Below are 23,152 nucleotides of genomic sequence, written 5' to 3'. Positions count from 1 at the left end.
GGCCGGTGCGGGGACGGCCGGCCCGTGGGGGTGATGTGGTGCTTGTGGTTGATTTAGCGTAGGCGGACGTCACATCCTAAGCTGCGCGTCGATCGGATCCGCGCCTGATCTGACCTGGAGACGGGAGCTCCCGTGAATTCGCCCGCCACGACCGAACTCTGCAGGGTCACCATCGTCGCGCCGAAACGGCGCATCGACGTGTCCCTGCCCGCCGACGTGCCGCTCGCGCACATGCTCCCCACGCTGCTGCGCGCCGCGGGCGAGGACATGGCGGACGCCGGGCTCGCCCACTCCGGGTGGGTCCTGCAGCGGCTGGACGGCGACCCGTTCGACGCCTCGCAGACCACCAGCGCCCTCGGCGTCCGGGACGGGGAGATCCTGTACTTCCGGCCGCGGATGGCGCAGCTGCCGGAGATGTCCTTCGACGACGTCGCCGACGTCATCGCGTCCGGGATCCGGGAGCGCACCGACCGGTGGCGCCCCACCACGACCCGCTCCTTCGGCCTCGGCGCCGGCGGGATCGCGCTGGTCGTGGGCGCGATCGTGATCGCGCTGTCCGGGCCGCCGTGGATCGTCCCGGCCGTCGCCGCGGGGCTCGTCGCGCTCGTCACCCTCATCATGGCGACGGTGCTCTCGCGGGCCGTCGCCGACTCCGGCGCCGGCGTCATCCTCGGCTACGCGGCGCTCCCGTACGCGTTCCTCGCCGGGCTGGCGGCGCCCGCCCGCAAGAACCTCGAACTGCTCGACCTCGGCGCCCCGCACCTGTTGGCAGGGTTCGGGCTGACCGCGCTCGCCGCCGTCATCGCCGCGTTCGCGATCGCCGACGGGCTGCCGGTCTTCCTCGGCGTCGCGTTCGCCGCGTTCGTCGGCGCGATCGGCGCGGGCGTCGGGTTCGCGTTCGACGGCCTGCCCGCCGCGGGCATCGCCGCCGTCGCCGCGGTGGTGGTGATGATGTTCATCGCGGCCGTCCCGTCGCTGTCGTTCAAGCTGGCGCGGATGCCGCTGCCGCCCGTCCCGAGCAGCGCCGAGGACCTGCGCCGCGACACCGAGACGGTGGACGGCCGGCAGGTGCTCGCCCGCACCGCGGCCGCCGACCGGTTCTCCACCGGGCTCATCGCCTCGATCGCGCTGGTCGCGGCGGGGGCGATGCTGTTCCTGTTCGGCGAGGACGGCTGGGCCGGCCCGGCGACGTCCGCGACGATGTCGGTGTCGCTGCTGCTGCGGGCCCGCATCTTCCGCGGGGTCTCGCAGCGCTCGTGGATGCTCGTGGTCGGGCTGTTCGGCCTGGTGCTGACGACGATCGGGATGGCGCTGCACGGGAGCCAGGTGGTCGCGCTCGCCGCGGCGCTCGTCCCGCTGCTGGTGCTCACCGGGATCGTCGTCGCGGTGACGCTGTGGCTGCCGGGCCACCGCCCCACCCCCGTCTGGGGCCGCTGGGGCGACATCCTCGACATGCTCGTGATGATCTCGCTGATCCCGCTCGCGCTCGCGGTACTGGACGTCTACTCCCGCGTGCGCGGGCTGGCCGGGTGACGGGCTGATGCAGAACCGGCGGGATCTCTACCAGGCGCACCGCCTGATGACGCAGCGGGTCGGGCTGGCCCTGCTGCAGGGCGAACCCGACGTCGCCGAGTCGCCGATGCGGCGGCTTTCGGTGGGCGCGTTCGCGGGCGTGATGGTCGGGCTGCTCGTCATCGCGGTGTTCGGCATCTGGGGGATCCTGTCCCCGGGCGGCGCCAAGGGCCTGGACGAACCCGGCAAGCTCATCATCGAGAAAGAGACCGGGACCAAGTACATCTACGACGCCAACACCAAGAAGATGTTCCCGGTGGCGAACTACGCGTCCGCGCTGCTGGCCCTCGACTCCGACAGCTCGCCCGAGCGGCGCACGGTGTCGCGCAAGTCGCTGGCGAAGTTCGAGCGCGGCGCGATGATCGGCATCCAGGGCGCGCCCGACTCGCTGCCGGACAGCGCCCAGCTCATCCGCGGCCCCTGGTCGGTGTGCACCCGCGAGGCCGCCGGGCCGACCGGCGTGAAGCGGCAGATCAGCGCGCTGGCCGCCGGCCGGCAGGTGGGCGGGCGCCGGCTGGGCGAGGGCGAGGCCGTCGTCGTGCAGACCGGCGGCGTCCCGTGGGTGGTCTGGAAGGACCACCGCATGCAGCTGACGATCGCCGCGAACCAGGTGACGGCGCTGACCGGCGGCCCGGGCGCCGTCGAGGTCCCGGCGACGTGGCTGAACGCGATCCCGGCCGCGGGCAACTTCGGCTCGCCCGACGTCCCCGACCGCGGCAAGGCGGTCCCCGGCCCCCGCGGCGGGACGGCCCGCGTCGGGCAGGTGTTCAAGGCCGAGACCGGCGCCGGCGGGCAGGCGCTCTGGTACGTGATGCTCGCCGACGGGCTCTCCCAGATCAACGAGACGCAGGCGCAGCTGCTGCTGCGGGACGTCAGGACCGCCGCCGCCTACCCGGGCGAGCAGGCCAGGCCGCTGCCGACGGACGTCCCGTCGGCGCAGGCGCGGGCCTCCGGGACGCGGCTGCTCGACAACAACCTGCCGCCGACGCTTCCGAGGTTCGTCGCCTGGGACACCTCCACGCCGCTGTGCTCGGTGTTCCCGATCGGCTCCGCGAAGGCGCAGCTGACGATGGGCGGCTCGCTTCCGGCGCCGTCCGCGGGCGTGCTCGGCTCCGGCACCGCCGGCTCGTCCGGCACGATCGACCAGATCGTGCTGCCGCCCGGCGGCGCGGCGCTGATGAGCCTCGTGCCCGCCGGCGGCGACGGCTCCGGGGACGGCTCCGGCGGCGGCTCGGGGTCGCTGTCGCTCGTCAACGACCAGGGCATCCGGTTCGCGCTGCCGTCGGCGGAGATCGCCAAGAAGCTCGGCTACGACGCCAAGAAGGCGGCGCCCGTCCCGTCCAGCGTCATCCACCTCATCCCGCAGGGACCCGCCCTCGACCCGGCGCTCGCCCGCAAGCCGATCTCCACCTCGAAGGCATGAGGTGACTCAGATCACACGAACCGCTAGATCATCAAGAACGTCGACATAGATGGCGTGAAACGCCTATGATCGCTGACATTTCGTGTCGTCAGGAGTGCTCCCAGGCCAGCCCGGCGAGGTGGGCCGCTCTCCACTCTCCTGAGGCGCGCGAGCCGAATTCGCAAACGGAGGTGACACTGTGGGTAACACGTCCGCAGCCGACAGAGCAGCAATGCAGCAGGCCGCCACGCGGATCGAGGACTCCGCGGGCATCGTCAAGGGCCTGCAGAGCCAGCTCGAAGGGCACAAGTCGCAGCTCATGTCCGGCTGGGCCGGTAACGCCGCGGTGTCGTTCGACCGTGTCTTCAACGAGTTCCAGACCGAGATGAACAAGGTGCGCACCGCCCTCGAGGGCATGCACCAGAAGCTCGTGCACACGAAGATCACGTACGAGAGCACGGAGCAGGAGCAGCAGGACGCGGTGAACAAGATCAACCAGCTGCTCAACGGCGGCACCTGATCGGCTCCCTTTCCCGTCATTCCTCCGACCGCAAAGGACTCCTCCCGTGAGCGACAGCTACACAAAGGCCAATTTCGGCGCGATGCAGCAGGCCCAGGCCGACTTCACGCTGGCCTACCGCGCCCTCGTCGACGAGCTCGACGACCTCGAGAAGAACCTCGAACAGCACCTCTCCCAGTGGGAGGGCGGCGCCCAGGCCGCCTACTGGGACGCCAAGCGCCAGTGGGACTCCGCCGCGGCCCACATCGGGCAGGTCCTGAACCAGCTCGGTGTCGTCATCGGCGACGCGCACAGCAACTACAGCGGTGCGGAGCGGGCCAACCAGAACATCTGGGCGGGCTGACCCCGGGGCACATGCCCTGGTCTACGTCGTGCAGGGCCTCGGCCGGGGGTCTGCACGGCGTAGTCGTGCCGGGGGCAGGGACATGATTCGCCAGGAGGGCGAGCGATGGGCGACAAGTTTCATCTGACAGACGAGCAGCTCAAGAACGTCGAGTACACCGAAACCGTCGGGGCCAACCAGTACAGCGCCGGCCAGACCGTCACGGTGCACGGCCTGACCCAGGACGAGTGGGACGACCTTCCGGAGTGGCGCCAGCGCGACCTGTACTACGAGTACAGCGCGGGCGCCCACGCCGGTAAGTGGGACGACCCGAAGAACGCCCTCCCGCGCGGCCAGGAGCCCGACCGCAGCAAGTGGGACATGAAGGCCGAGAAGGGCTACGACGTCGATCCCGCTGAGCTCCGCCAGCTCGCGAAGGACATGAAGTACAAGCTCGACATCTGGAAGCGCAAGCTCAACCAGGTCGGCACCACCCAGATCAGCACGGCCGACCTCGGCGGGGCCAAGGGCTCGGAGAAGTTCGTGGAAGTCGCGAACTCCAGCAAGAGCGGCTTCCAGGAGTACATCTCCGCCATCGAGGGCGCCTACAACGGCGTCATCACCAAGCTCAACGCGACGGCGGACCAGTACGAGAACGCGCACCACAACACGAACACCCGGGTCAAGGGCGTCAACCCGACCGGCAACGGCAACCCGAACCTCAAGTGACGGCCATCCTGGAAGGAGGGACCCATGGGTAAGCGGAACCCCGAGTCGTACCCGATCAGGGACGGGATGGAGTTCGGGAGCTACAGCTTCGGCGACGAGAACTTCGACGACGTCAAGAACAAGCTCAAGAGCATCAAGCCCGAGTCCGTCGGCCACGCGTCGACCGCGTACAAGGACGCCGCCGACGTCCTCGCGGAGATGACCGCCGAGCTGCGCAACAACTTCGCCAAGCGCATCGTCAAGCACTGGCAGGGCGACGTGGCCCAGGAGGCCCTCGACCAGCTCGGTCAGGTGTACGAGACGTCGGGCAAGCTGTCGGACGACAGTCACAACAACGCGCAGCTCTACAACTGGTACAAGACCAGCATCCTCGACTGGTACAAGACGACCGGCGAGACGATGGAGGACGGGTACTTCAACACCGACAGTGACGACGAGCGCGCCCGCGAGTTGATGAAGAACTACAACACGCGGATGAGGGAGGCCTTCGAGGGCCACCCGCTCAAGATCACCAAGGACCTCCCAGCGGACCAGCGGGGCAACGTCCACGACAAGCCCCCGGGCAGCCCCGGCGGCCCCGGCGGCCCTGGGAGCCCACCCGGTGGTCCCGGCGGCCCCGGGAGCCCGCCTGGTGGTCCCGGTGGCGTTCCCCTCCCGAAGTCCGACACCGCGAGCCCGTTCCACCCGCCCTCCGGTAACAACAGCCCGTTCCACCCGGGTGGGACCCCCAACAGCCCGTTCCACCCGCCCGGCAACACGGGCCCGTACCACCCGCCCGGCGGCGTTCCGGGCAGCAGCCCGTTCGGCGGCCACACGGGCACCGATCTGTCGGGCATGCCCGGCGGCGGTCCCCCCGGCGGCGGCCCCGGTCTTGGCGGCGGCCCGGGCGGCGGCCCCGGCTTCGGTGCCGACCCGGGCGGCTTCGGCGGCGCGGGCACGGGCCCGGCGGGCGGTCCCGGCGGCGCCTTCGGCGGCGGCGCCGGCCTCGGCGGAGCCGGCCGCGCCGGCGCGGGCATGCGCGGCCCCATGGGCGGCATGCCGATGGGGCAGGGCGCCCAGGGCGGCAAGGACGAGGAGCGCGAGCGCAACACGTGGCTCACCGAGGACGAGGACGTGTGGGGAGCCGACGACGACACCGCTCCTCCGGTGATCGGCTGAACCCGAACGGGACGTGATGCGGGCGGACGGGGCCACGGGCCACGTCCGCCCGCACCGGCGCGGCGGACTAGGGAGTGTGCGACAGATGCGGTGGCTGCTTCGGACGGCGGCGGCGGTGGCGGCGATCGGACTGGCGGCGGCGCCCGTCGTCCCCGCGCACGCCGCCCCGGGGCCCAGGGCGGACCAGTGGTGGTTCGACTCCTGGGGCATCCAGCAGGACGTGTGGCCCGTCACCAAGGGCAAGGGCGTGACGGTCGCCGTCATCGACACGGGCGTCAACGCGCAACTGCCCGACATGCGGTCCGTCGTGCTCCCCGGCATCGATCTGACGGGCCAGGGCGGGGACGGACGGCGGGACAACGACACCGAGAACCACGGCCACGGCACGGGCATGGCAAGCCTCATCGCCTCGCAGGGCACCAGGACCGGCTTCGTGGGCGTCGCCCCGGAGGCCAAGATCCTTCCTATCGCGGCCCCCTCCGTGAGCGGCATGACGATGGCCAAGGCCGTACGGTTCGCCGTCGACCACGGTGCGAAGGTCGTCAACATCTCCGAGAGCAGCGAAGCCGCCGACATCTACCCGAACCAGTGCCCGCCGCAGCTGCTCGATGCGGTCAAGTACGCCGCCGAGAAGGACGTCGTGATCGTCGCCTCCGCCGGCAACTCGGGCGACGCCGGCAACAAGCCCAACTATCCGGCGTCCTGCCCGGGTGTCGTCGCCGTCGGCGCCTTCGGCCAGGACGGCAAGCCGTGGAAGTCGACCCAGCGGCAGCCCTACGTCACCGTGGCCGCCCCGGGCACGGAGGTCGGGTACCTCGGCAAGGAAGGGCACGCCTACAACGCCGGTGAAGGGACGAGCCAGGCGTCCGCGCTGGCCTCCGGCGCCATCGCCCTCGTGCGCAGCCACTACCCGCAGATGCCCGCGCGCCAGGTCGTCCAGCGGGTCACCGCGACCGCGAAGGACTTCGGCCCGCCCGGTAAGGACGATCTGCTCGGCTACGGGGTCATCAGCATCCCGCGCGCCCTCAAGCAGAACGTCCCGTCCAGCGCGCCGAACCCGGTGTACGAGCGGCTCGACAAGGTCGCGGGTGCCAAGAAGGCCGGGGCCGGGGCCACGAAGACGGCCGCCGAGAAGGACGACTCCGGCGGCTTCCCGACCCTCATCGTGGTCGGCGTCGTGGTCGTGCTGATCGTCGTGGGCGGCGTCCTGTTCCTGGTCCTGCGGGGGCGCAAGAAGCCCTCCGCGCCGTCCGGGCCGATGCCGGGGCCCATGGGCCCGCCGCAGCCGTTCGGCGCTCCCCAGGGCGGCCCGCAGCATTCGCCTTACCAGTCGGGTCCGCAGCAGCGGCCCCCGGCGGGCCCGCCGGCCGGCGGACCGCAGAACCCGCCGCCCGGCCGCTGACGGGATGCGCCGGAGGCTGACCGCGCCGACGTTCATCCTCTCGTCGGTGCGGACGGGTTCGACGCTGCTGCGCGCCGTCCTCGGCGCGCATTCCGAACTGCACGCCCCGCACGAGACGCACCTCGGCGACATCACGGTGGGCTTCGAGTCCCGCCAGGTCGCCGCCTCGATGGAGCGGCTCGGGCACACCGAACGCGAGCTGCGCTTCCTGCTCTGGGACGCGGTCCTCGCCGAGGAGCTCGCGCGCAGCGGCAAGCGGCACCTGGTCAACAAGTCGCCCAACGACGTCTTCATCCGCGACGAGATCGCGGCCTGCTGGCCCGACGCCCGGTTCGTCTTCCTGATCCGCCACCCGGCCGCGATCCTGCGGTCCTGGCGCAACGCCCGGCCGTACTACTCCCGCGACGACCTGGTCGCCGACATCGTCCGGTACTGCGAGGCGGTCGAGGCCGCCCGCACGGAGCTGCCGGGCCCGACCGTCCGGTACGAGGACCTGGTCGGCGACCCGGCTGGGACCGTCCGGGGCCTCTGCGACTTCCTCGGCGTCGAGTGGGAGGAGGAGATGCTCGACTACGGGAAGGCGGGCACGGACACCTTCGTCCCCGGGCTCGGCGACTGGATGGAGAAGATCAAGTCCGGTCGGATCCAGTCGGATCTGCTGGTCCCCGGCCCTCCGCCGCCGCAGCTGAAGGACGTCTGCGTCGCCTGGGGCTACCCGCCGGACTAGCGGCTCAGGCAGTCCTCGCACGCCGCGAGCGTCTTCGCGATCTCCCGGGCGGCCGCCTCGGCGCCCGCCCGCGCGGCCGCCTCGTCCAGCGGCACGGCCTTGCCGATCTTGGGGGAGCCGTCCACGGCGAGCGGCGACGTCGTCCCCCGGAACCGGACGCTGATGACCGCGTTGCGCAGGCGCACCGTCGCGGCGACGGAACCGGACCGGCCGAGCGGCCCGGTGAGCGTCAGATGCTGCGTGAACGCCTGGTCGCCGATGCCGATCGCGGCGGGGGCCTCGGCGTGCAGGGAACCGGGCGCGCCCTTCGCCGTGCCCGCCATGGACCGGGCCCCGTCCCACGCCGCGCCGTACTCGGACTTCGCCGCCGCGAGCCCGTCCAGATGCAGCCGCACCGAGACGTTCAGCCGCCGGGACGTGCTGACGCCCTTGGCCCCCACCGGCTCCGCCCACTCGCACGCCTCGTACCGCTCGTCCGGCGAGTTCCTCGCCTTGCTGGGGACGGGCGGGTCGGACATGGGCACGTACCGTTCGAGCGTCTCCCCGGGCACCAGCGAGCACGGCTCGGGCATGGACGTGAACCGAGCAGGCCCCGACTCGCCCGAAGACCCGCTCACGGCCCAGACGCCCCCGGCGGCGGCGACCAGGACCAGCGCACCGGCCCCCAACACCCACCGACTCGCCCACCACCGATGCGGCGCGGCGACATGCGCCTCAGGCCCCCCGACGGCCGGTTCTGAAACCTCGACCGACTCCGGAACCTCGACGCGCGCCTCTTCGCCCAGCCGGTCAGACCCGTCCAGCTGCTGGTCCGGAGCCAAGAACTCCGGACGCCCCCCATCCGACAAGGTTGCGAGCCCCCAACCCGACGCCGACACTCCGCCGCGAGGCTAACACCTTCCCCCCACCCCCGGCGCAGGCACAACTGATCAGCGGAGACGATCTCCGTGAACGCCGAGCCCGTTCCCCTCCTGCGGCGTTCAAGCCCGAACCGGCGGCCGCCCGAACGGTGAGCTGTCGCCGGGCAGCTTCGGACAGGCCGAACATCGAACCGGCCGCCGGCGTCGGGGCAAGCCGATGTTCACGTACTTGGTGACACGGGTCAATGAAGCTGTTATTCTCCCCAACGAGCTAATGGGCAAATCGTGCGCCAAGTGATATCAATCGTGATGACAGGAAGATTATGGCAAATGAGAAAGACGTTGATTCCATCGAGAAATTACTCAATACTAATACGCCATATGCGGGAAGATGTCAGCCGAAAGCAGGTCTGCCGTCTGCCAGTGGCGGTGAGGCCGTCCAGGGGGCTTCCTCGGCGCTCGATGCATCCCAGTCGATGTACGTACCGGCTCATCCGCTGGTCCGCGACGGCGAGGTCGTCATCGGCTACGAGACCCGGGAGCTCGAACCCGGGCGTTCGGCTTTGCCCGTCTTCTCCAGCGAGCAGAAGCTCGTGGAGCAGCTCGGCGCCGTCCAACCCTGGGTGACGATCAGACTTGAGACCTTGGTCGACCTCATGGGTGCGCGCTTTCTGGCCGTCGATCCGACCGTGGATCCGGATGCGGAGCGGTGGACCGCCCGCGAGGCTGCCGAGCATGAGGCCCTGATCAGACGAGAGCTGGGGAGATCGTCATGACCGAGGTGCAGGTGGTCTTCAAGGACCTGCTGGCGGCATCGAAGGCCTTTCATGTGCACGGCAAGGAGTTCGGCGACATCGTCCCCAAGGCGGGCCCTCCGGCTCCGCACGTCAACGAGCCGACCCTCCAACTGGTGCTGCCGAAGGTCTTGCAGGCGATCGGCGCCATGCATGATGCCGTTGCCGCGTCCATGGAGGCGCACTCGGTGAAGTTGCGCCGCGCGCATGACGTCTACTTGGCGTCTGAATTGAAGAACCGGGATCTGATCGAACGCTTGGCGCAGGCGCTCGCCAACCCCGACGCGATTCAGTAGGAGACCTTTCAGATGGCTCCCAAGGACGGAGACTCCCCTGTCGCTCTGCCGTACAACACGATCGGCGGGCAGTGGAACATAGGCGTGGACTTCGTTGGCCTGGCGGGACTGGCCAACACCCTGCACAAGTACGTGTCCGCGGACGAGCGGATCGTTTCCGACGTCAACAAGTCGGTTCACCGCGTGACGAAGGACGCGGGGTGGCGGGGAGACGCGGCCAAGAGCTTCAATGAGGCGTGGGAGAAGGACACGCAGTTCGCCCAGAAACTCTCCACCTTCGAGGATGGTGTAGGCGATGTCATCGCGGACCTGGCGGTCGCGTTGGCCTGGATCCAGAAGAAGCTTGTGGAAAGAGTGGACGAACTGGCGCGGACCGTCGGCCTGACCAACTTCGGCGGTGACCCGGGGGTGGCGCAGGCCGCGCTGCGATCCGAGCAGGCCAAGGCCGGCCGGGAGGCCGACAAGCTCTCCCAGAAGGCGCAGAAGGAAGCGGCCGAGAAACTCATCGCGCTGTACTCGGGTAAAGCGGGAGGTTGGTCGGCGGTCAAGGCGCTGGACGACCTCGAGCACAACCAGTACGTCCCCCGCGAGCTGCAGAAGACCATCTCCAAGATCGAGGATGGTCTCAGGGAGCAGGTGCCCGGCGAGAAGTCGTTGTTCGATCAGGTGACCGGGAGCAAAACGCTGACGGGGTTGGGGGTGGGAGGTACGGTCGGGGCCTTCGTCGGCGGCGTCATCGGCGTGGTGGGGGGGCCTCCCGGGATAGGCACGGGTGCCGCCATCGGGGGCCTGATCGGTTCCAGCGGTGGCGGCATATGGGGCGGTATAGAGGACCTCTTCTAGCAGAGTTGAGACGAATGAAGCATTTCGAGCTGCTGGTCGGTGCGGGGCTCATCGTGCTCAGCCTGTTCTCGTCAGCCAACTGCCTGCTGCGGGTTCGGCGAGGCACGGGACTGGAAGGCATGCAGTACGTCGTCGTCGCGAACTTCTTTATGGGAGTGTTCCTGATCACGTTCGCGCTGGCCAGGTCCGATGCGGTCGGGGGAGTGGTGATGCTGGGGTCGGCGTGCCTCGGATTCGGTGCCGGGGCCCTCGTCCTGATCAATTCGGTGCGCCAGATCAGAAAGGACCCGTTCGACTGATGTGACCCGTCCGTCACTCCCTGCGGTCGTCGAGGGCGGCTCGCGCACGATAGGTCCGGCCTGCGTTCAGCCGCAGTGGGGCTGCGGCCTGTCAGCGTATTCGCGGCGCCCGGTCGATCCTGCGGGGGGTCACATGGGGGGTGGGACGAGGAGGCGGTGCCAGCGGAGGGTGCGTTTTGCTCGTTCGCGGGTGGCGGGGTCTTCGGGGGGGAGTTGGGCGTTCGCGGCCCGGATGTGGTGCAGGAGGTCGGGCTCGGGCGGGATGCCGTGGTGCTCCAGGTGGTGGGGGACTCCGCCCAGCCAGATCCAGGTGCCGTCCGTCTGGTAGGTGTCGGGGACGGTGGACGGGCGCGCCGGGTCGAAGGCGTCGGAGAAGAGGCGTCCGCTGTCGTAGACGACCGGGGCCTCGCGCAGGTAGCGCAGGACCGCGTCGCGTTCGGCCGGGTCGAGGGCGGGGCGCTTCATGGTCTCCGGGTCGCCCGGGACCGGGTTGTTGGCCAGGCGCAGCGACTGCTCGTACGCGTCCGCGCGGTCGCGGAGGGCGGCCAGGGAGGGCGAGTCCTGCACGGCCGCGTCCGGGGGGACGGCGCCCGCGACGGGGTCGGCGGGCATGGTGCGGCAGTGGGAGAGGACCTCGGACGCGGGGACGTTCCGGGCGTGCAGGTCGCGGAGCCGCTGGATCCAGACGCCGGCGGCGTCGCTGCCGAGGGCGGCCGCGTCGGCGCGGGGCAGGAAGAGGGCCGCGGTGCCGCCCTGCCAGAGGTAGCCGAGGACGACGCCGTCCTGCACGACCGGCAGGTACCGGACGGGCCCGTCGGTGGTCAGGTCGTAGCTCGGCGGCAGCTCGAAGTGCAGCGGCCCCCAGCCCTCCGACCGGTCCATCGGGGTGCCGTCGGGGAACTCGCCGTGGCTGAGGGACTCCCACGGGGAGCGTTCGGCGCCGGGGTTGGCCAGTTCGGCCAGGGCCTGCCTGCCGTCCGCGGTCTCCTCGCGGGCATCGGCGGGGACGCCGCCGCCGCGCGGGTCCTCGGGGCGGCCGATCCACTGCCGGATCGCCTCGCGGGACGGCAGCCCCCGCGTGTAGGACTCCCGGAGCCGCTCCGACCACACGGCGGGCGCTCCGAACGCCTCCTGCACGTACTGGTTGCGGCGGATGAAGCCGGCGGACCTGTCGTCCATGCCCGCCCACAGGTACCCGACGTGGAGGCCGTTCAGCATCACGGGGAGGTACACGATCGGCGTGCGGGTCGTGTAGGAGTACGACTCGCTCGACTCCGCGATCCGCGGCGCCTGGGGGAAGCCCTGCGGGCCGTTCGGCGGGGGGAGGTTCATGACGACTCCGAGCCGGTGATGGTCGCGACCGCGGCGGAGCGGACGTCGTCGGCGACGTCCGGCACCCGGAACCCGGTCTGCCGGATGTGGGCTGCGAGCTCGGGCTCGGGAGGGACGCCGTGGGCGCGCAGGTAGTAGCCGACGGCGCCGGGCCAGATCCACGTGCCGTCGGTGTGGAAGGTCAGCGGGACGTTCCGCGCGTGGTCCGGGTCGAGGGCGTCGCTGTCGTAGCTGCGCGCCGCCAGCACGATCGGGGCCTGCTCCAGGTAGCGGACCATCGCGTCGCGCTCCGCGCCGGGGACGTCGGGCCGCCGCGCCTCGGGCCGCCCGTCGGGGGCCGTGCCGTCGAAGGGCTTGGCGATGCGCATGCCTTGCGCCTGCGGGGTGCTCAGCCAGGCGGGGGTGTGCTCGGAGTCGCGCGGGAACCTGCGGCGTTCGTCGTCCGACGCGTCCGGAGGCGGCGGGCTCTGCCAGCGCGGCTCGCCCTCGCGGTCGTAGCGGACGTCATAGGTGAACGGGAACGTCAGCTTGAAGGTGGCGGAGAACCAGGTGCCGAGGCCGGGGGCGTACATGCCGGCGCGCAGCCGCTCGAACAGCTCGCCGAGCGCGGCGGGCACGTCGAACGGGCTGGGCAGCCCGGGCCCGGTGACCATGCGGAGCTGCCCCAGGGTCTCGGTGTGCGACCCGAGCGAGCGGTGCACGACCGTGCATTCCCCCCACCCCGGGGGCAGGGTGTGCGTCAGCAGCAGGGTGATCTGCTGGAGCAGGTCGTTCTGCTCGACGGGGTTCAGCGGCCCGTTCTCGCTCACGACTTACCTCTTTCCGTCCGTCCGAGGGTCATCGGCCCGCGCCTGCTGCCTGGTCGAGCCGCTCTCGCAGCCAGCCGGGGATGTGCTCGTCCGCGCGGGGGAACGCCGCGAGGTCGCGGGCCCACGCCTCGGGCGGGACGGGCGGGTCCCACAAGGGGTCGAAGTCCCCGTTGAAGCTGACCCAGTAGGCGCTCGGCGGGTCCATCATGAACCGCATCCCGAACCAGGTCCCCTCGCCGGGCCGGTACATCATCGACCGCAGCTCGCCCGCGACGAGCGCGCACTCGCGGGGCGGGTCGACGGCGGGGGAGCCCTCGTCCGGCATGATGACGGTGAGGCGGAGGTCGGTGACGCCGGCCAGCATGAGGATCTTCAGGTCGATCCGCCGCCAGCCCGCCGGGGCGACCTGCAGCACCGCCCGTCCGAGTTGCTGCGTCAGCTCCTCGTAGCGCTGCCGATCGTAGGGCCGGGGCTCCTGCGGCGGAACCGGCGCCTCGGCGGGGGGCTGGTTCATCGTGTCGCTGCTCCTCTCCTCGTCGCGCAAGTCTATTGCTCCCGCCGCATCGGGCCGTGCGTTCCCAGCCGCGCACCGAGCCATTCCGGGACGTGCGCGTCCGCGCGGGGGAAGACGTCGAGGTCGCGTCGCCATTCCGCGGCGGAGAGCGGCGGGTCCCACAAGGGATCGAACGCGCGGTTGTAGCTCACCCAGAAAGCGTCCGGCGGGTCCATCATGAACCGCATTCCGAACCAGGTCCCCTGGTCGGGCCGGTACATGAGCGACCGTATTTCCGCAGCCGTCTCGACGAGTTCCGGCACGGTCTCCACCAAGGGCCTACCGCCGTTCTTCCGCACCACCGTCAGTTGGGCATCGCACACGCCCACCAGCATGAGGATCTTCAGGTCGATGCGTTTCCAGCCCTGCGGAGCGACGGCGACCAGTGTCTGCTTCATGCGGTCGAGGAGCTGCGCATGGCGCTCCTCGTCGTAGGGGCGCGGCTCCTGCGGCGGGACGTCGGGTGCGGCGAGCCGTACGGGCTCTCTCCTGGCCATTCCTACTCCCCGAGGTCCCATTCGTCCCGGAGCGGGACGGGTGTGCCCCCGGGCTCGCTGATCTCGACGATGTCACCGGCCTCGAGGTGGCCGCGGATCGAGCGTTCGAGGACGTAGGCCCGGCCGCGTTCGTCGGGCAGCCGCTTCGGTCCGCGTTCTCCCGGCCGGTAGACGGTCCTGGAGTCCGGGACGAAGACGGTCGCCTCAAGCGGCCGCAGGAGCCGGTAGACCCGGTAGGGGGTGTCCTCCGGATAGCCGTGCAGTTGCCGTCTCTCGAACGGCGTGCCGATGGTGAAGAGGGTGCCGAGGTTATCCCCGTCGTAGGTGTCCAGTTCCGTTCCGGCTTCCAGCGTCACCGTTTCGTCGGGGGCGGGCGGCGGGACCTTGGCCTTGGGCAGCGATGACCGGACGTGCCATTCGAAGATCTGGTGCGTGCTGACGAAGTCGCCCTTCGCGGGGACGCGGCCGGGATGCACGACGAAGTACCCGCCCGGCCTGTTCGCCAGTGGCAACAGCGCGAAGTAGCGGCGTCCTCGGCCGGTGGCGGGCCGTGGCCGCTCGGCGGCGATCGTACGGCGGATCTGCTTGATCCCGTTCCGCGCGGAGGAGTCGAGCGTCCAGGCGTCGATGTTCATTCTGGGGGCGGTGGTCTCGCTCAGGACGCCGGCGCCCCGCAGGACCGAGGAGTTCACCTCCACGCCGGCCTCGGCGATCACGGCACCGGCAGCGGCCGCGGCGGCGGCCGCGGGATCGGTGTACGCGTGCCGCTCGGCGCACACGCCGTCCTTCATGCGCACGGCCAGCCAGGCGGGAGCCAGGTGGACGACCGACCAGCATCCCTCCGCCAGACGGCCGACCAGGAACCGGTCGGCGTTCTCCGGGGGGAGGAAGTCGAGCAGCCGGTCGCGCGCCGCCGCGAACAATCCGTCGAGGCCATCGGGCAGGGCCGCTTCGAGGTCGGTTTCGGGCTGCGGAGCGAACCCGTCCGGCTCGAACCGGTCCGCCGCCTCCTGCGCGGCCGCCAGTTCCGCCATCCACTCGGGGACGCGATGGGGTTCCTGCGGGAACATGCGCAGCTCTTCGGCCGCGGCGGCCGGGGGGATCTCGTCCATGAACGTGATCTCGTCAACGCTCTTGAACCTGACCTCCCACCGCGGGATCCCGCCGTCCGCGAGTGAGGAGGAAGCGGGCCGCAGCTCGACCTTCAGGTCCATTTCCAGCCACGTGCCGTCGCCTTCCACATGCATGCGCGATCGGAGGTCGCGCAGCAGGGAGTAGATGCCGGTGAACGGGAGCAGCGCCTCCGTCCGGTTGAATCCATAGGGGACGGCGGCCTGCTCGAAGGAAGTGCCCACGGCGGAATAGGCGAACTTCATGGATTCCGTGCCGCCGGGCGCGAGATGGACGAGCAGCGCGGCGATCTCGTTGAGGCGCGCGTCCTGCTCCGCGGTGTCCAACATGCTCTCACCTCCCGTTCCCGGTCGTCGCCGACGCTGTTCTCACGCGCCCGCCCGGCGCTGCGACTCGCGCTGCCGCTGGTAGACGCGGGTCGCTTCCGCTTCGCCGAGCCGGACGATGTCGCCGGCCTCGAGCAGCGCCGCTACCGGGCGCGGCAGAAGATACCCCTGCCCTCCTGTCGACGGCTCCCGGACGCGGCCCAGGCCCCGCGCGGGAATGGCGGTCGCGTTGACCGGGAAGCCCGGATACACCCGGATGGGGCGCCGGACAAGATAGAACCTGCGCACGAGGTCGCGTCCGGTCCCGAAGAGCCCGCGCCGCTCGAAAGGCGCGTCCAGGGTGAACAGATACGGCTCGTCGAACGGGGCGTAGGTGTCCAGCAGCGTGTCCACCGGAAGGTCCTCTCCGGCACTCGCCCCGAAATCGCCGGGAAGGCGCGACCGGACGTGCGCCGTGAAGAAGTCGTGCGCCCAGATGAACAGGCCGTCCTCGGTGCGCGGCACGCGGGGGAGCACCTGATATCCCCGGGGGTGCTCGAGGACCTGGTCGAGCGTGACGCCGGAATCCCCGTACCGGGGGCGGTCGGCGTCACGAGACGCCGCCACGAGCCGTCGGCCTTCGTCCTTCAGCGTGCAGACGAGGCGTTTCGCGGACTCGTCCCAAGTACTGTCGAAAATGCCCTGATCCCGCAGGAGACCCTCGTGGATCACCGCGTCCTCGTCGACGATCAAGCCTGCGGCGGCGTGGGCGACCGCGTCCTGAGCCGACGAGAAGGAAGCCGTGTGAGCGGGCGCGGACGCCGTTCCGTCGGTGCCGCGGACGGCCAGCCATACGCCGTCCCCGCGCAGCACCGACCAGCAGCCCGGTTCGAGACGCCCCACCAGGAAACGCGAGGCCCGGTCGCCGGCGAAGTCGCGCAATATCCGGCGCGCCCAGACGAACGTCCAGGCGCTTTCCGGGTAGAGCCGCCCGACGAGTTCGTGCTCGTCCTGCGGGACCTCTGGGAGTGTTTCAGGGGTCATTCACGCGTCCTCGGGCGTCCCTTGCCGTCCCTGCGCGCGGAGCTCCGCCTCGAAGAGGTCGTGGACGCGGAGGCGCAGCGTGTGGACGAGGGCCTTCTCCTCCGGCGTGAGGGGGCGGGGCTCGGCACGGGCCGCGTCCAAGAGGCCGTTGATGGTCTCGTAGAGCGCGTACGCGGGGCCTTCACCGCGCAGATACCGTCCCCGGTACTCCTCGACCCGCTGGATGAACTCGTCCCGGGAAAGCGTGTCGATGTCCGCGGTGGTCCCGAACCAGATCTTGTCCAGGTAGGACTTGTCGAGCTGGAACTCGCCGGTCCGCGGGGACAGCGCCCAGACGAACAGGCCGCCGTCGGGCGCCTTGACGAACGCGACCGGCCTCCGCTCATAGGTGTAGTACTGCGGATACTCCTCAGCCATTTCGCCCCCTCACTGGCGCGCGAGTTCGCGCAGCGCGTCGAGGCCCGGCAGCTCCTGCTCGGGCACGTCCCGGCCGACGGCGCCCGACAGCCTGTCCTCGGGAGCGAGCGCGCACCGCCGCAGCGCCTCCAGGGAGGAGGCGCCGTCCTGGTAGGCGTCGCTCAGCCGCATCCTCCACAGCCCGGCCGCGACCTCGCCCGCCGTTCCCGCCCGCTCCCGGCCCAGGTAGCCGGCGGCCCGGCCGTCCGCCGAAGCCCACACGTAGCCCACGACCGTCCCCTGGAGCACGACGGGCAGGTACCGGACGGGCCCGGCCGCCTGGTCGGGGTAGGTCGGCGGCAGGGCGCTGAACAGCGGCCCGAACCCCTGCGACCGGTCGGCGGGCGTGCCGTCCTCGAACCTGCCGTCCTGGACCGACGGACCCTCCGGCACCGGGTAGCCGGGCGCGACGACCTGGTGCAGGGCCCGCAGGTCGGGAGCCTGCTGCTCCGCCTCGCCTGCCGGGATGCCGCCGCCCACCGGGTCCTCCGGGGCGCCCTTCCAGCGCCGGACGGCCTCGGCGGCGGGCACGTCCGCCGCGTACGCCTCGGCGAGCCGGTCCTCCCAGAAGTCGGCGGCGAACATCTCCTGCTCCGACACGTCGGGGACGAGCAGGAACCCGGCCGCCTGGTGCCGGACCGACCCCCACAGGCAGCCGATCAGCCTGCCGCGCAGCCGCACCCAGTAATAGATCAGCGGTTCCCGCGTCCAGTGCGCGTACGACGAGGCCGACGCCGGCAGCAGGCCGGTGTCGGGGAAGGGCGGCGGTGACCCGGGCGGCGGCGGGGGAGCGCCTGGGTCCCACGGGGGAGGCAGGTCACTCATCTCAGCGCGCACCTTTCACGTCGACGTCCGTCCATCATGACCCTGACCTGGGCGTAGGCGGTCCCGGAGGGATGACCACGGCCTCTATATCGTAGGTGGGCCTGCGCTGCACGGTTCCGTCGCGGAGCGTGACCGTCTCAAAGCCGGTGTGCACGACACTGGTGATCTGGTAGCGGGTGCCCCGCGGCAGGATCAGCTCGCGCTGGTCGGGGAAGGCGCTGCTGGAGCCCATCCACAGACCGCGGCTCCCGGGCGGCAGCACCAGGTGGACGCGGTTGCCGAACGACTGCCCGTCCACCTCGGCGGGATTGCGTCCGAACGAGGTGGACATGGGGGCGCCGTCGGTCTGCACCGTGCCGACCAGGTTGGCGACCGGGTCCCGCCCGGAGAGCGGCAGGCCGTCCCGTCCCAGCAGGAAGTTCAGGTCCGCCAGCCCGCGCACGGCCTGGACGGGCTCGGGCAGCGGCTGGTTCAGCGCCTGGTCGATCTCGGCGATGCGCCGCCAGAACGCCTGCTCCGTCGGCTCCTCGCCGAGGTACTGGCGCAGCCAGTGGCGCTCCTGGTGGTCGGCCCGCAGCTGTTCGAGGCGCGCCGTCACCGACGTCAGCGGCGGCGCGAGGAGCCGGTCGACGAGTTGCCGCTGGTGCGGGTCGAGGTCCGTGCGGCTCCGCAGCCGGACGATCTCCTCCAGCCGGGTCGGCATCCGCCCGCCGTTCAGGTGGTGCAGCTGGTTCGCCGACCACTCCGACCACGCGAGGCGGTTCAGGTGGGCGCCGACGTCCGGTCCGCCCGGACGCAGGAACCGGTTCGGCATGGACTGCCGCGTGTACCACCACGCTGCGCGCCGCAGATGGTCGGGCAGGTTGCGGAACACGTGCCCGAGCCGGTTCTCGCCGTACCGCTCGCCCTGCCGGTCGGTGTCGAACCGGTGGACCCCGTCGGGATCGGTCCGGCCCTCCGGCCGGAGCCAGTCGCGCAGCCCGCGCGCCTCGGCGTCCTGCGGCTCGCCGCCGTGCTCGCGGTGGCCGGCGTCGCCGGGATGGCCGGGCGGGTGGCCGCCGTCCCCGGCGAGGACGGTGCCGTCGGGGCGGTGCACGTCCCAGCCGCCGTCCGGCGGCCAGGTGGGACGCTGCTGCCCGTCCGGTCCGGGGCGTCCGGACGAGGCGAAGACGTTGCCGTCCGAGTCCGACCAGGCGAGCCCGCGCGGGGCCACCACCGGGACGCCGAGCTGTTGCGCGAGCCGGGCGGCGAAGTCGCCCTCGCCCGTCCGGCAGGACAGCAGCATGACCTGGCGGCCGTTCCAGTTCGGGTCGGTGCGGATCAGCGCGGCCATGTCGTCGACGCTCAGCCGCCGCCCGTTGACCAGCACCCCGTCCCGGTCGCCGTGGCCGTCGACGACGAACGTGTCCGGGTCGGGCTCGACGCGCCGCGCGAGGTCGCGCATGGCGGGCTCGTCCGGGCCGAAGAACGACCGTCCGGCCGGGGTGCTCTCGCTGTCCCGGTAGAGGTCGTGCAGGTGCTCGGGGAGGTCGGCGGGCACCGGGTCGTCGGCGGTGTCCGCCGTGTCTTGGTCCTTGCCGGAGGTGCCCTCGTCGGCCGTGTCCCTGTCGGCGGGGTCGTTGCCGTTGCCGTCGTGCGGGGGATCCACCGAGTGCGGCGGCCGGACGCCGTCCGTGCCGCTCTCGGGGGGCGTTCCGCGCGAGGGCGCGGGGGCCTCGGGCGCGGGCTCGGAGTACCAGCCGTACTTCGCGGCGACCTCGGGCCTCGGCACGGTCTCGGGACGGGCGGCCCGGCCGTCTCCTGAAGGCGCGTCGTGCGGAGGCGGCTCGGAGGAAGCCGCGTCGTGCGGGGCCGCGGTCCGGGAATGCGGTGGCGGGCCGTGGAGCGCCTCGTCCACAGCCTCCTGGAAGCGGCCGATCACCCGCTGCTTGATCGCCTCGTCGAGCGCGAGTTCCTCCGGGGTGACGGTGCGGTTCTGGGCCTCCGCGACGTTCGGCAGGTCCCGGCGCACCTCGTACAGGGAGTGCTCGTACGAGGCGACGTCGTCGATCGACCGCAGGTGCAGCCGCAGCTCACCGATGTGCCCGTTCGGCATGCGGATCGTCAGTTGGACGTCGCGGTAGCCGCTCGGCACCGGGCTCTGCATCCGGTCCTTGACGGACACGATCTCCACGCCGTGCTTTCCGGCGATCCGTTCGATGTCGCCGAGCGCCCGGTAGAGCCCGTCCACGGAACGGAACTGGATGCGGGCACCGAGCAGGTCGTTCAGCCGGCTCGCGTCCCCGACGTAGTCGCCCATGATCTTGTCGAGAGCTCGGGTCCGGTCCTTGTCGCCGGGGCGCAGCTTCGGGTCGGCGCCCATCTCCCCGAGTTCCGGGTCGTGGACGAGCGCGTGCAGCAGAGCCTCCGACTCGTGCTTGGCGTGGTACAGGCCGTCCAGGTAGGCGTTGATGTACGGGTCGTCGCGCCCGGCCTCGGGATCGACCCTCGACGGGTCGAAACCGGGCTGGTCCGGTGCCACGTGCGGAACGGCGTCCTCGCCCGGCCGCCGCGCTTGCACCACGGAGTCGGCCAGTCGCCGGCTGACCTGCTCCTGCTCGGGCGTGAGAGGCGTCGGCTGCGCCTTCGCCCTCTCCCCGCCGAGGATGGCGTCCGCGCCGCGCTCGTTGACGTCGTGCACGGCCCCTTCGAGGATCCGCACGGCCTCGGGGTGGCTCAGCACGCTGTTCAGCGTCTTCGGGCGTTCGAGAAGCGACTCGCGGAGGGACGTCTCCAAGTCGTTCAGGCCGTGTCCCGCGACGATGCGGGCCAGCTCGGGGTGGTTCGGAAGCGCGTCCTGCAACTGCGTGCGCAACTGCTCGCCCAGTGGCTCCCCGGCCCGGTCCAGCATCTCCCGGACGCGCGGATCGTCGTGGACCTGGCGCATCACCTCGTCGGACGCCCGGTGCTCCGGCGCGGGTCCGTCCGAGTCGCCGTGTCCGCGCTCCGGCCCGTCCTGCGGCGTCGGCTCCGCGGAACGGGCCGCCGGGTCGATGGGCGGAGGCGTGTCGCCGTGCGTTGCAGTGCCGTTCTGCGGCGGTGGTTCCGTGGAGCGCGAGGCCGGATGCGGGGGCTCCGGCGACCTGGCCTCTGGTTCCGCCCAGCCGAACGGCCGCGCCGGGCCCTTCGGAGTGCCGTCCGAGTTGTGGGGGATCGTGGGCGGCGTGCCGAACTGGTTCGGTGGAAGGTTGTAGAACGTCCGGTAATGGACCGTCGTAACCGGAGGGATCTCGTTGAAATCGGTCTGCGACCACCGCGCGTGAATCACCTGCGGGGTGTATGCGAGGTCGCCATCGGTGCTGCGGTTGGGCTCGGCGAAGAACTCGAACCGGTCGACCGTGATGTTGTTGCCGGTGTCCCGGGCGAGTTGCGCCAGGTGTTCCTCCAGCCCGTACCAGCTCTCCGGACGGGTGACCTGGTAGGCGTTCTTGCCCTGGTTCTCCACCTCCCACTGCGGGAAGTAGTTGATGCGCTCCCTCGGACCCTGCCCTTGGTGGCCGAAGATGTGGCCGCCGTTGAACCGGGTACCGGGGTACTCGTCGTTCCCCATGTGCCCGACATGCCTCTGTGCCCCGTAGCGGACGCCGCCGCCCGCGTCGTAGTCGGGGCGGCCGGAGGCCATGTCGGTCTGGCCGTTGTCGTCGGTGTGGAACAGGAACGTGCCTGGCGGTACCTGGTGGTCCGGATCGAGCGTTTCCGGTTCCGCGGGGTCGGGGACCCCTTGGTCGGGCTCGTGCTGGGCACCGAGGTCACCGCGGCGGACGGCGTCTATCGGGTCGAAATCCGCCGGGTCCAGGACCGAGAAACGGGTGCGCGGCTCGACCATGTAGTTGACGTTGGGAAGCGGGACCCCGTCGTCCTGATGCGAGAGCAGGCCGAGTTCGCCGTTGTAGTGGGCGACGCCGTTCTGGTCGCCGTACCACGTCCGGACGTGGGTGATGTTGCCGTCGCCGTCCGTCCAGAAGATGCCGTGCAGGCGGTTCTGGTTGTCGTAGACCGCGATCCTGGAGTTCTCGGCCAGCGGCTGCCGCGCGCTGTAGGGCCCGCTCGACGGGTCGTGCCCGGTCTCGGTGACCTCGTTGAGCGGTTCGCCGTCGGCCGTGTGGGTCGGCGGGTCGAAGGGGGCGGCGGCTGGTGACACGTTGTCGTCGGTGCCGACGAAGACGTGCGGATCGCCTTGCCCGAAGTCGATCTGGTGGACGACGCCGGGCCTCGGCCGCGTCAGGTCGATGTTCTCGTTAGGGTTCCGCAGCGCGCCCGGTTCGCCCTCCGCCTGCGGGTTCGTGATGTGGGTGACCCGGCCGTCGGCGTTCGTGTAGACGATGGAACGGACGATCTGCCGCCCGTTCTCGTCCAGGACGGGATGGCCGTCCTTGTCCACCGCCAGAATGCGGTGGCGGCCTTCCCGCTTCGGATAGTCGACGTCCGCGGCGTGCTGCTTCGGGTTCAGGGAGTGGTTCTGGGTGTCGGCCCTGTTCACCTGCGGCGGGTTCCACGGATCCTGCGTGGGTGAGCCGCGGGTGGCGTCGCCCGCGCCTGGGCGGACCGCCGCGGATTCCGCGTCGGACACCGGGTGGCCCGGGGCGTATCCGTCGCGCCCGGCGGGGGCGGTGCCGCCGTCCGGGCGGTGGGTCTGCCAGCCGCCGTTCGGCGGGAGGTCGGGCCGGGTCCGCCCGTCCTCGCCGGGGCGTCCGGACGAGGCGTAGACGTTGCCGTCGGCGTCCGACCAGGCGAGTCCGTGCGGGGCGGTCACCGGGACGCCGAGCCGCTGCGCGAGCTGCGTGGCGAACTGGCCGTCGCCCGTCTCGCACGACAGCAGCATGACCTCGCGGCCGTCCCAGTTCGGGTCGTTGCGGATCAGGTCGGCGACGTCGTCGACGCTGAGCCGCCGGCCTCCGACACGCATCCCGTCCGCGTCGCCGTGCCCGTCGACGATGAACCGGTTCGGGTCGGCGGGCACCCGGCTCGCGAGGTCCCGCATGGGTGCCTCGTCGGGCCCGTAGAAGGCACGCCCGCCGGGCGTCTCCTGGCTGCCCCGGAAGACGTCGTGCAGGTGGTCGGGAAGACCGTCGGGCGGCGTCTCGCCGGGGTCCGCGTCGTGGTCGGGAGTCCCGTCCTCGTCGCGGGGCTGCCCACCGTCCTCCGACCGCGCCGCCGGATCGTGCGCTCCCGCACCACCGTCCTCCCCACGCGCAGCGGCTCCCTCGCCTCCCCGCGCGGCGGGTCCTTCGCCTCCG

The 23,152-nt window shown here is 71.3% G+C and carries 23 protein-coding genes; 13 read left to right on the top strand and 10 right to left on the bottom strand.

Features of this window, described 5'->3' with window-relative positions; genetic code table 11:
• The first annotated feature begins 132 nt into the window (after positions 1 to 132).
• From eccD to ABWI07_RS18640, 8 genes are all read left to right on the top strand, one after another.
• The gene (gene eccD / locus ABWI07_RS18675; protein ID WP_149263107.1) at positions 133 to 1,533 is read left to right on the top strand and encodes a type VII secretion integral membrane protein EccD; all 1,401 of its coding nucleotides are present in this window, start codon (positions 133 to 135) and stop codon (positions 1,531 to 1,533) included.
• Between the two features lie 7 nt (positions 1,534 to 1,540).
• On the top strand, positions 1,541 to 2,995 hold the full coding sequence (eccB, locus tag ABWI07_RS18670) for a type VII secretion protein EccB (protein ID WP_149263106.1): 1,455 nt from the start codon (positions 1,541 to 1,543) through the stop codon (positions 2,993 to 2,995).
• Positions 2,996 to 3,206: 211 nt separating this feature from the next.
• Positions 3,207 to 3,494, top strand: a complete 288-nt coding sequence (locus ABWI07_RS18665; RefSeq protein ID WP_149263105.1) for a WXG100 family type VII secretion target — start codon at positions 3,207 to 3,209, stop codon at positions 3,492 to 3,494.
• Between the two features lie 46 nt (positions 3,495 to 3,540).
• Positions 3,541 to 3,837 carry a WXG100 family type VII secretion target gene (locus ABWI07_RS18660; protein WP_353819261.1) on the top strand — a complete coding sequence of 99 codons (297 nt, stop codon included), beginning with the start codon at positions 3,541 to 3,543 and terminating at the stop codon, positions 3,835 to 3,837.
• Between the two features lie 105 nt (positions 3,838 to 3,942).
• Positions 3,943 to 4,545, top strand: a complete 603-nt coding sequence (locus ABWI07_RS18655; RefSeq protein WP_353819260.1) for a hypothetical protein — start codon at positions 3,943 to 3,945, stop codon at positions 4,543 to 4,545.
• A 24-nt stretch (positions 4,546 to 4,569) separates the two neighbouring features.
• Positions 4,570 to 5,703: a magnesium and cobalt transport protein CorA gene (locus ABWI07_RS18650; protein ID WP_353819259.1), complete on the top strand. Its 1,134-nt coding sequence runs from the start codon at positions 4,570 to 4,572 to the stop codon at positions 5,701 to 5,703.
• Positions 5,704 to 5,788: 85 nt separating this feature from the next.
• Positions 5,789 to 7,105, top strand: a complete 1,317-nt coding sequence (gene mycP / locus ABWI07_RS18645; protein ID WP_353819258.1) for a type VII secretion-associated serine protease mycosin — start codon at positions 5,789 to 5,791, stop codon at positions 7,103 to 7,105.
• A 4-nt stretch (positions 7,106 to 7,109) separates the two neighbouring features.
• A complete protein-coding gene (locus ABWI07_RS18640; protein WP_353819257.1) occupies positions 7,110 to 7,832 on the top strand; it encodes a sulfotransferase family protein in 723 nt (240 codons plus the stop codon).
• On the opposite strand, the gene ABWI07_RS18635 is transcribed toward ABWI07_RS18640, so the two are convergent.
• Positions 7,829 to 8,503 carry a hypothetical protein gene (locus tag ABWI07_RS18635; protein ID WP_353819256.1) on the bottom strand — a complete coding sequence of 225 codons (675 nt, stop codon included), beginning with the start codon at positions 8,501 to 8,503 and terminating at the stop codon, positions 7,829 to 7,831. The two genes, ABWI07_RS18640 and ABWI07_RS18635, sit on opposite strands and share 4 nt — an antisense overlap.
• A gap of 512 nt (positions 8,504 to 9,015) precedes the next feature.
• Here ABWI07_RS18635 and ABWI07_RS18630 point away from each other — a divergent pair.
• The 4 genes from ABWI07_RS18630 to ABWI07_RS18615 are packed head-to-tail and all read left to right on the top strand — an operon-like array spanning position 9,016 to position 10,924.
• On the top strand, positions 9,016 to 9,468 hold the full coding sequence (locus ABWI07_RS18630; protein ID WP_149263100.1) for an SAV_915 family protein: 453 nt from the start codon (positions 9,016 to 9,018) through the stop codon (positions 9,466 to 9,468).
• Positions 9,465 to 9,782, top strand: coding sequence for a DUF6317 family protein (locus ABWI07_RS18625; protein ID WP_353819255.1), 318 nt, complete (start codon positions 9,465 to 9,467; stop codon positions 9,780 to 9,782). Before ABWI07_RS18630 ends, ABWI07_RS18625 begins: the two co-directional genes overlap by 4 nt.
• A gap of 12 nt (positions 9,783 to 9,794) precedes the next feature.
• Positions 9,795 to 10,625 carry a hypothetical protein gene (locus ABWI07_RS18620; protein ID WP_149263098.1) on the top strand — a complete coding sequence of 277 codons (831 nt, stop codon included), beginning with the start codon at positions 9,795 to 9,797 and terminating at the stop codon, positions 10,623 to 10,625.
• A 14-nt stretch (positions 10,626 to 10,639) separates the two neighbouring features.
• A complete protein-coding gene (locus ABWI07_RS18615) occupies positions 10,640 to 10,924 on the top strand; it encodes a hypothetical protein (RefSeq protein WP_149263097.1) in 285 nt (94 codons plus the stop codon).
• 129 nt (positions 10,925 to 11,053) lie between these two features.
• Here ABWI07_RS18615 and ABWI07_RS18610 read toward each other — a convergent pair whose 3' ends face one another.
• The 9 genes from ABWI07_RS18610 to ABWI07_RS18570 are packed head-to-tail and all read right to left on the bottom strand — an operon-like array spanning position 11,054 to position 22,968.
• Entirely contained in the window at positions 11,054 to 12,256 is a 1,203-nt protein-coding gene (locus ABWI07_RS18610) for a hypothetical protein (RefSeq protein WP_353819254.1), read from the bottom strand.
• Positions 12,253 to 13,065 carry a hypothetical protein gene (locus ABWI07_RS18605; RefSeq protein ID WP_149263095.1) on the bottom strand — a complete coding sequence of 271 codons (813 nt, stop codon included), beginning with the start codon at positions 13,063 to 13,065 and terminating at the stop codon, positions 12,253 to 12,255. Before ABWI07_RS18605 ends, ABWI07_RS18610 begins: the two co-directional genes overlap by 4 nt.
• 28 nt (positions 13,066 to 13,093) lie before the next feature.
• Positions 13,094 to 13,579: a hypothetical protein gene (locus ABWI07_RS18600; protein ID WP_353819253.1), complete on the bottom strand. Its 486-nt coding sequence runs from the start codon at positions 13,577 to 13,579 to the stop codon at positions 13,094 to 13,096.
• A 32-nt stretch (positions 13,580 to 13,611) separates the two neighbouring features.
• Complete coding sequence (locus tag ABWI07_RS18595) at positions 13,612 to 14,115, bottom strand: hypothetical protein (protein WP_353819252.1); 504 nt, start codon at positions 14,113 to 14,115, stop codon at positions 13,612 to 13,614.
• A gap of 2 nt (positions 14,116 to 14,117) precedes the next feature.
• Complete coding sequence (locus tag ABWI07_RS18590; RefSeq protein WP_353819251.1) at positions 14,118 to 15,575, bottom strand: glycohydrolase toxin TNT-related protein; 1,458 nt, start codon at positions 15,573 to 15,575, stop codon at positions 14,118 to 14,120.
• A gap of 39 nt (positions 15,576 to 15,614) precedes the next feature.
• Positions 15,615 to 16,595, bottom strand: a complete 981-nt coding sequence (locus tag ABWI07_RS18585; protein ID WP_353819250.1) for a hypothetical protein — start codon at positions 16,593 to 16,595, stop codon at positions 15,615 to 15,617.
• Positions 16,596 to 17,012, bottom strand: a complete 417-nt coding sequence (locus tag ABWI07_RS18580) for a hypothetical protein (RefSeq protein ID WP_149263090.1) — start codon at positions 17,010 to 17,012, stop codon at positions 16,596 to 16,598. It abuts the gene before it with no gap.
• 9 nt (positions 17,013 to 17,021) lie between these two features.
• Entirely contained in the window at positions 17,022 to 17,876 is an 855-nt protein-coding gene (locus tag ABWI07_RS18575; protein WP_149263089.1) for a hypothetical protein, read from the bottom strand.
• Between the two features lie 34 nt (positions 17,877 to 17,910).
• Positions 17,911 to 22,968, bottom strand: coding sequence for a DUF8616 domain-containing protein (locus ABWI07_RS18570; protein ID WP_502912836.1), 5,058 nt, complete (start codon positions 22,966 to 22,968; stop codon positions 17,911 to 17,913).
• On the opposite strand from ABWI07_RS18570, the gene ABWI07_RS18565 reads away from it, so the two are divergent.
• On the top strand, positions 22,963 to 23,152 hold a 190-nt coding region (locus ABWI07_RS18565; RefSeq protein WP_353819248.1), incomplete at its 3' end, for a hypothetical protein. The two genes, ABWI07_RS18570 and ABWI07_RS18565, sit on opposite strands and share 6 nt — an antisense overlap.

It is taken from the genome of Actinomadura sp. NPDC000600 (assembly GCF_040492135.1).
Lineage (GTDB): Bacteria > Actinomycetota > Actinomycetes > Streptosporangiales > Streptosporangiaceae > Spirillospora.
The sequence above is the reverse complement of the archived record's forward strand: the minus strand, read 5'-3'. Positions and strand labels throughout refer to the sequence as shown.

What these genes read in the sequence shown, in the direction of transcription:
- ABWI07_RS18580 (WP_149263090.1), bottom strand. Translation starts at nt 17,012, where the DNA reads ATGGCTGAGGAGTATCCGCAGTACTACACCTATGAGCGGAGGCCGGTC.
- ABWI07_RS18575 (WP_149263089.1), bottom strand. Translation starts at nt 17,876, where the DNA reads ATGAGTGACCTGCCTCCCCCGTGGGACCCAGGCGCTCCCCCGCCGCCG.
- mycP (WP_353819258.1), top strand. Translation starts at nt 5,789, where the DNA reads ATGCGGTGGCTGCTTCGGACGGCGGCGGCGGTGGCGGCGATCGGACTG.
- ABWI07_RS18615 (WP_149263097.1), top strand. Translation starts at nt 10,640, where the DNA reads ATGAAGCATTTCGAGCTGCTGGTCGGTGCGGGGCTCATCGTGCTCAGC.
- ABWI07_RS18630 (WP_149263100.1), top strand. Translation starts at nt 9,016, where the DNA reads ATGGCAAATGAGAAAGACGTTGATTCCATCGAGAAATTACTCAATACT.
- ABWI07_RS18625 (WP_353819255.1), top strand. Translation starts at nt 9,465, where the DNA reads ATGACCGAGGTGCAGGTGGTCTTCAAGGACCTGCTGGCGGCATCGAAG.
- ABWI07_RS18590 (WP_353819251.1), bottom strand. Translation starts at nt 15,575, where the DNA reads ATGTTGGACACCGCGGAGCAGGACGCGCGCCTCAACGAGATCGCCGCG.
- ABWI07_RS18650 (WP_353819259.1), top strand. Translation starts at nt 4,570, where the DNA reads ATGGGTAAGCGGAACCCCGAGTCGTACCCGATCAGGGACGGGATGGAG.
- ABWI07_RS18665 (WP_149263105.1), top strand. Translation starts at nt 3,207, where the DNA reads ATGCAGCAGGCCGCCACGCGGATCGAGGACTCCGCGGGCATCGTCAAG.
- ABWI07_RS18600 (WP_353819253.1), bottom strand. Translation starts at nt 13,579, where the DNA reads ATGAACCAGCCCCCCGCCGAGGCGCCGGTTCCGCCGCAGGAGCCCCGG.
- eccB (WP_149263106.1), top strand. Translation starts at nt 1,541, where the DNA reads ATGCAGAACCGGCGGGATCTCTACCAGGCGCACCGCCTGATGACGCAG.
- ABWI07_RS18585 (WP_353819250.1), bottom strand. Translation starts at nt 16,595, where the DNA reads ATGACCCCTGAAACACTCCCAGAGGTCCCGCAGGACGAGCACGAACTC.
- ABWI07_RS18620 (WP_149263098.1), top strand. Translation starts at nt 9,795, where the DNA reads ATGGCTCCCAAGGACGGAGACTCCCCTGTCGCTCTGCCGTACAACACG.
- ABWI07_RS18595 (WP_353819252.1), bottom strand. Translation starts at nt 14,115, where the DNA reads ATGGCCAGGAGAGAGCCCGTACGGCTCGCCGCACCCGACGTCCCGCCG.
- ABWI07_RS18610 (WP_353819254.1), bottom strand. Translation starts at nt 12,256, where the DNA reads ATGAACCTCCCCCCGCCGAACGGCCCGCAGGGCTTCCCCCAGGCGCCG.
- ABWI07_RS18655 (WP_353819260.1), top strand. Translation starts at nt 3,943, where the DNA reads ATGGGCGACAAGTTTCATCTGACAGACGAGCAGCTCAAGAACGTCGAG.
- ABWI07_RS18640 (WP_353819257.1), top strand. Translation starts at nt 7,110, where the DNA reads ATGCGCCGGAGGCTGACCGCGCCGACGTTCATCCTCTCGTCGGTGCGG.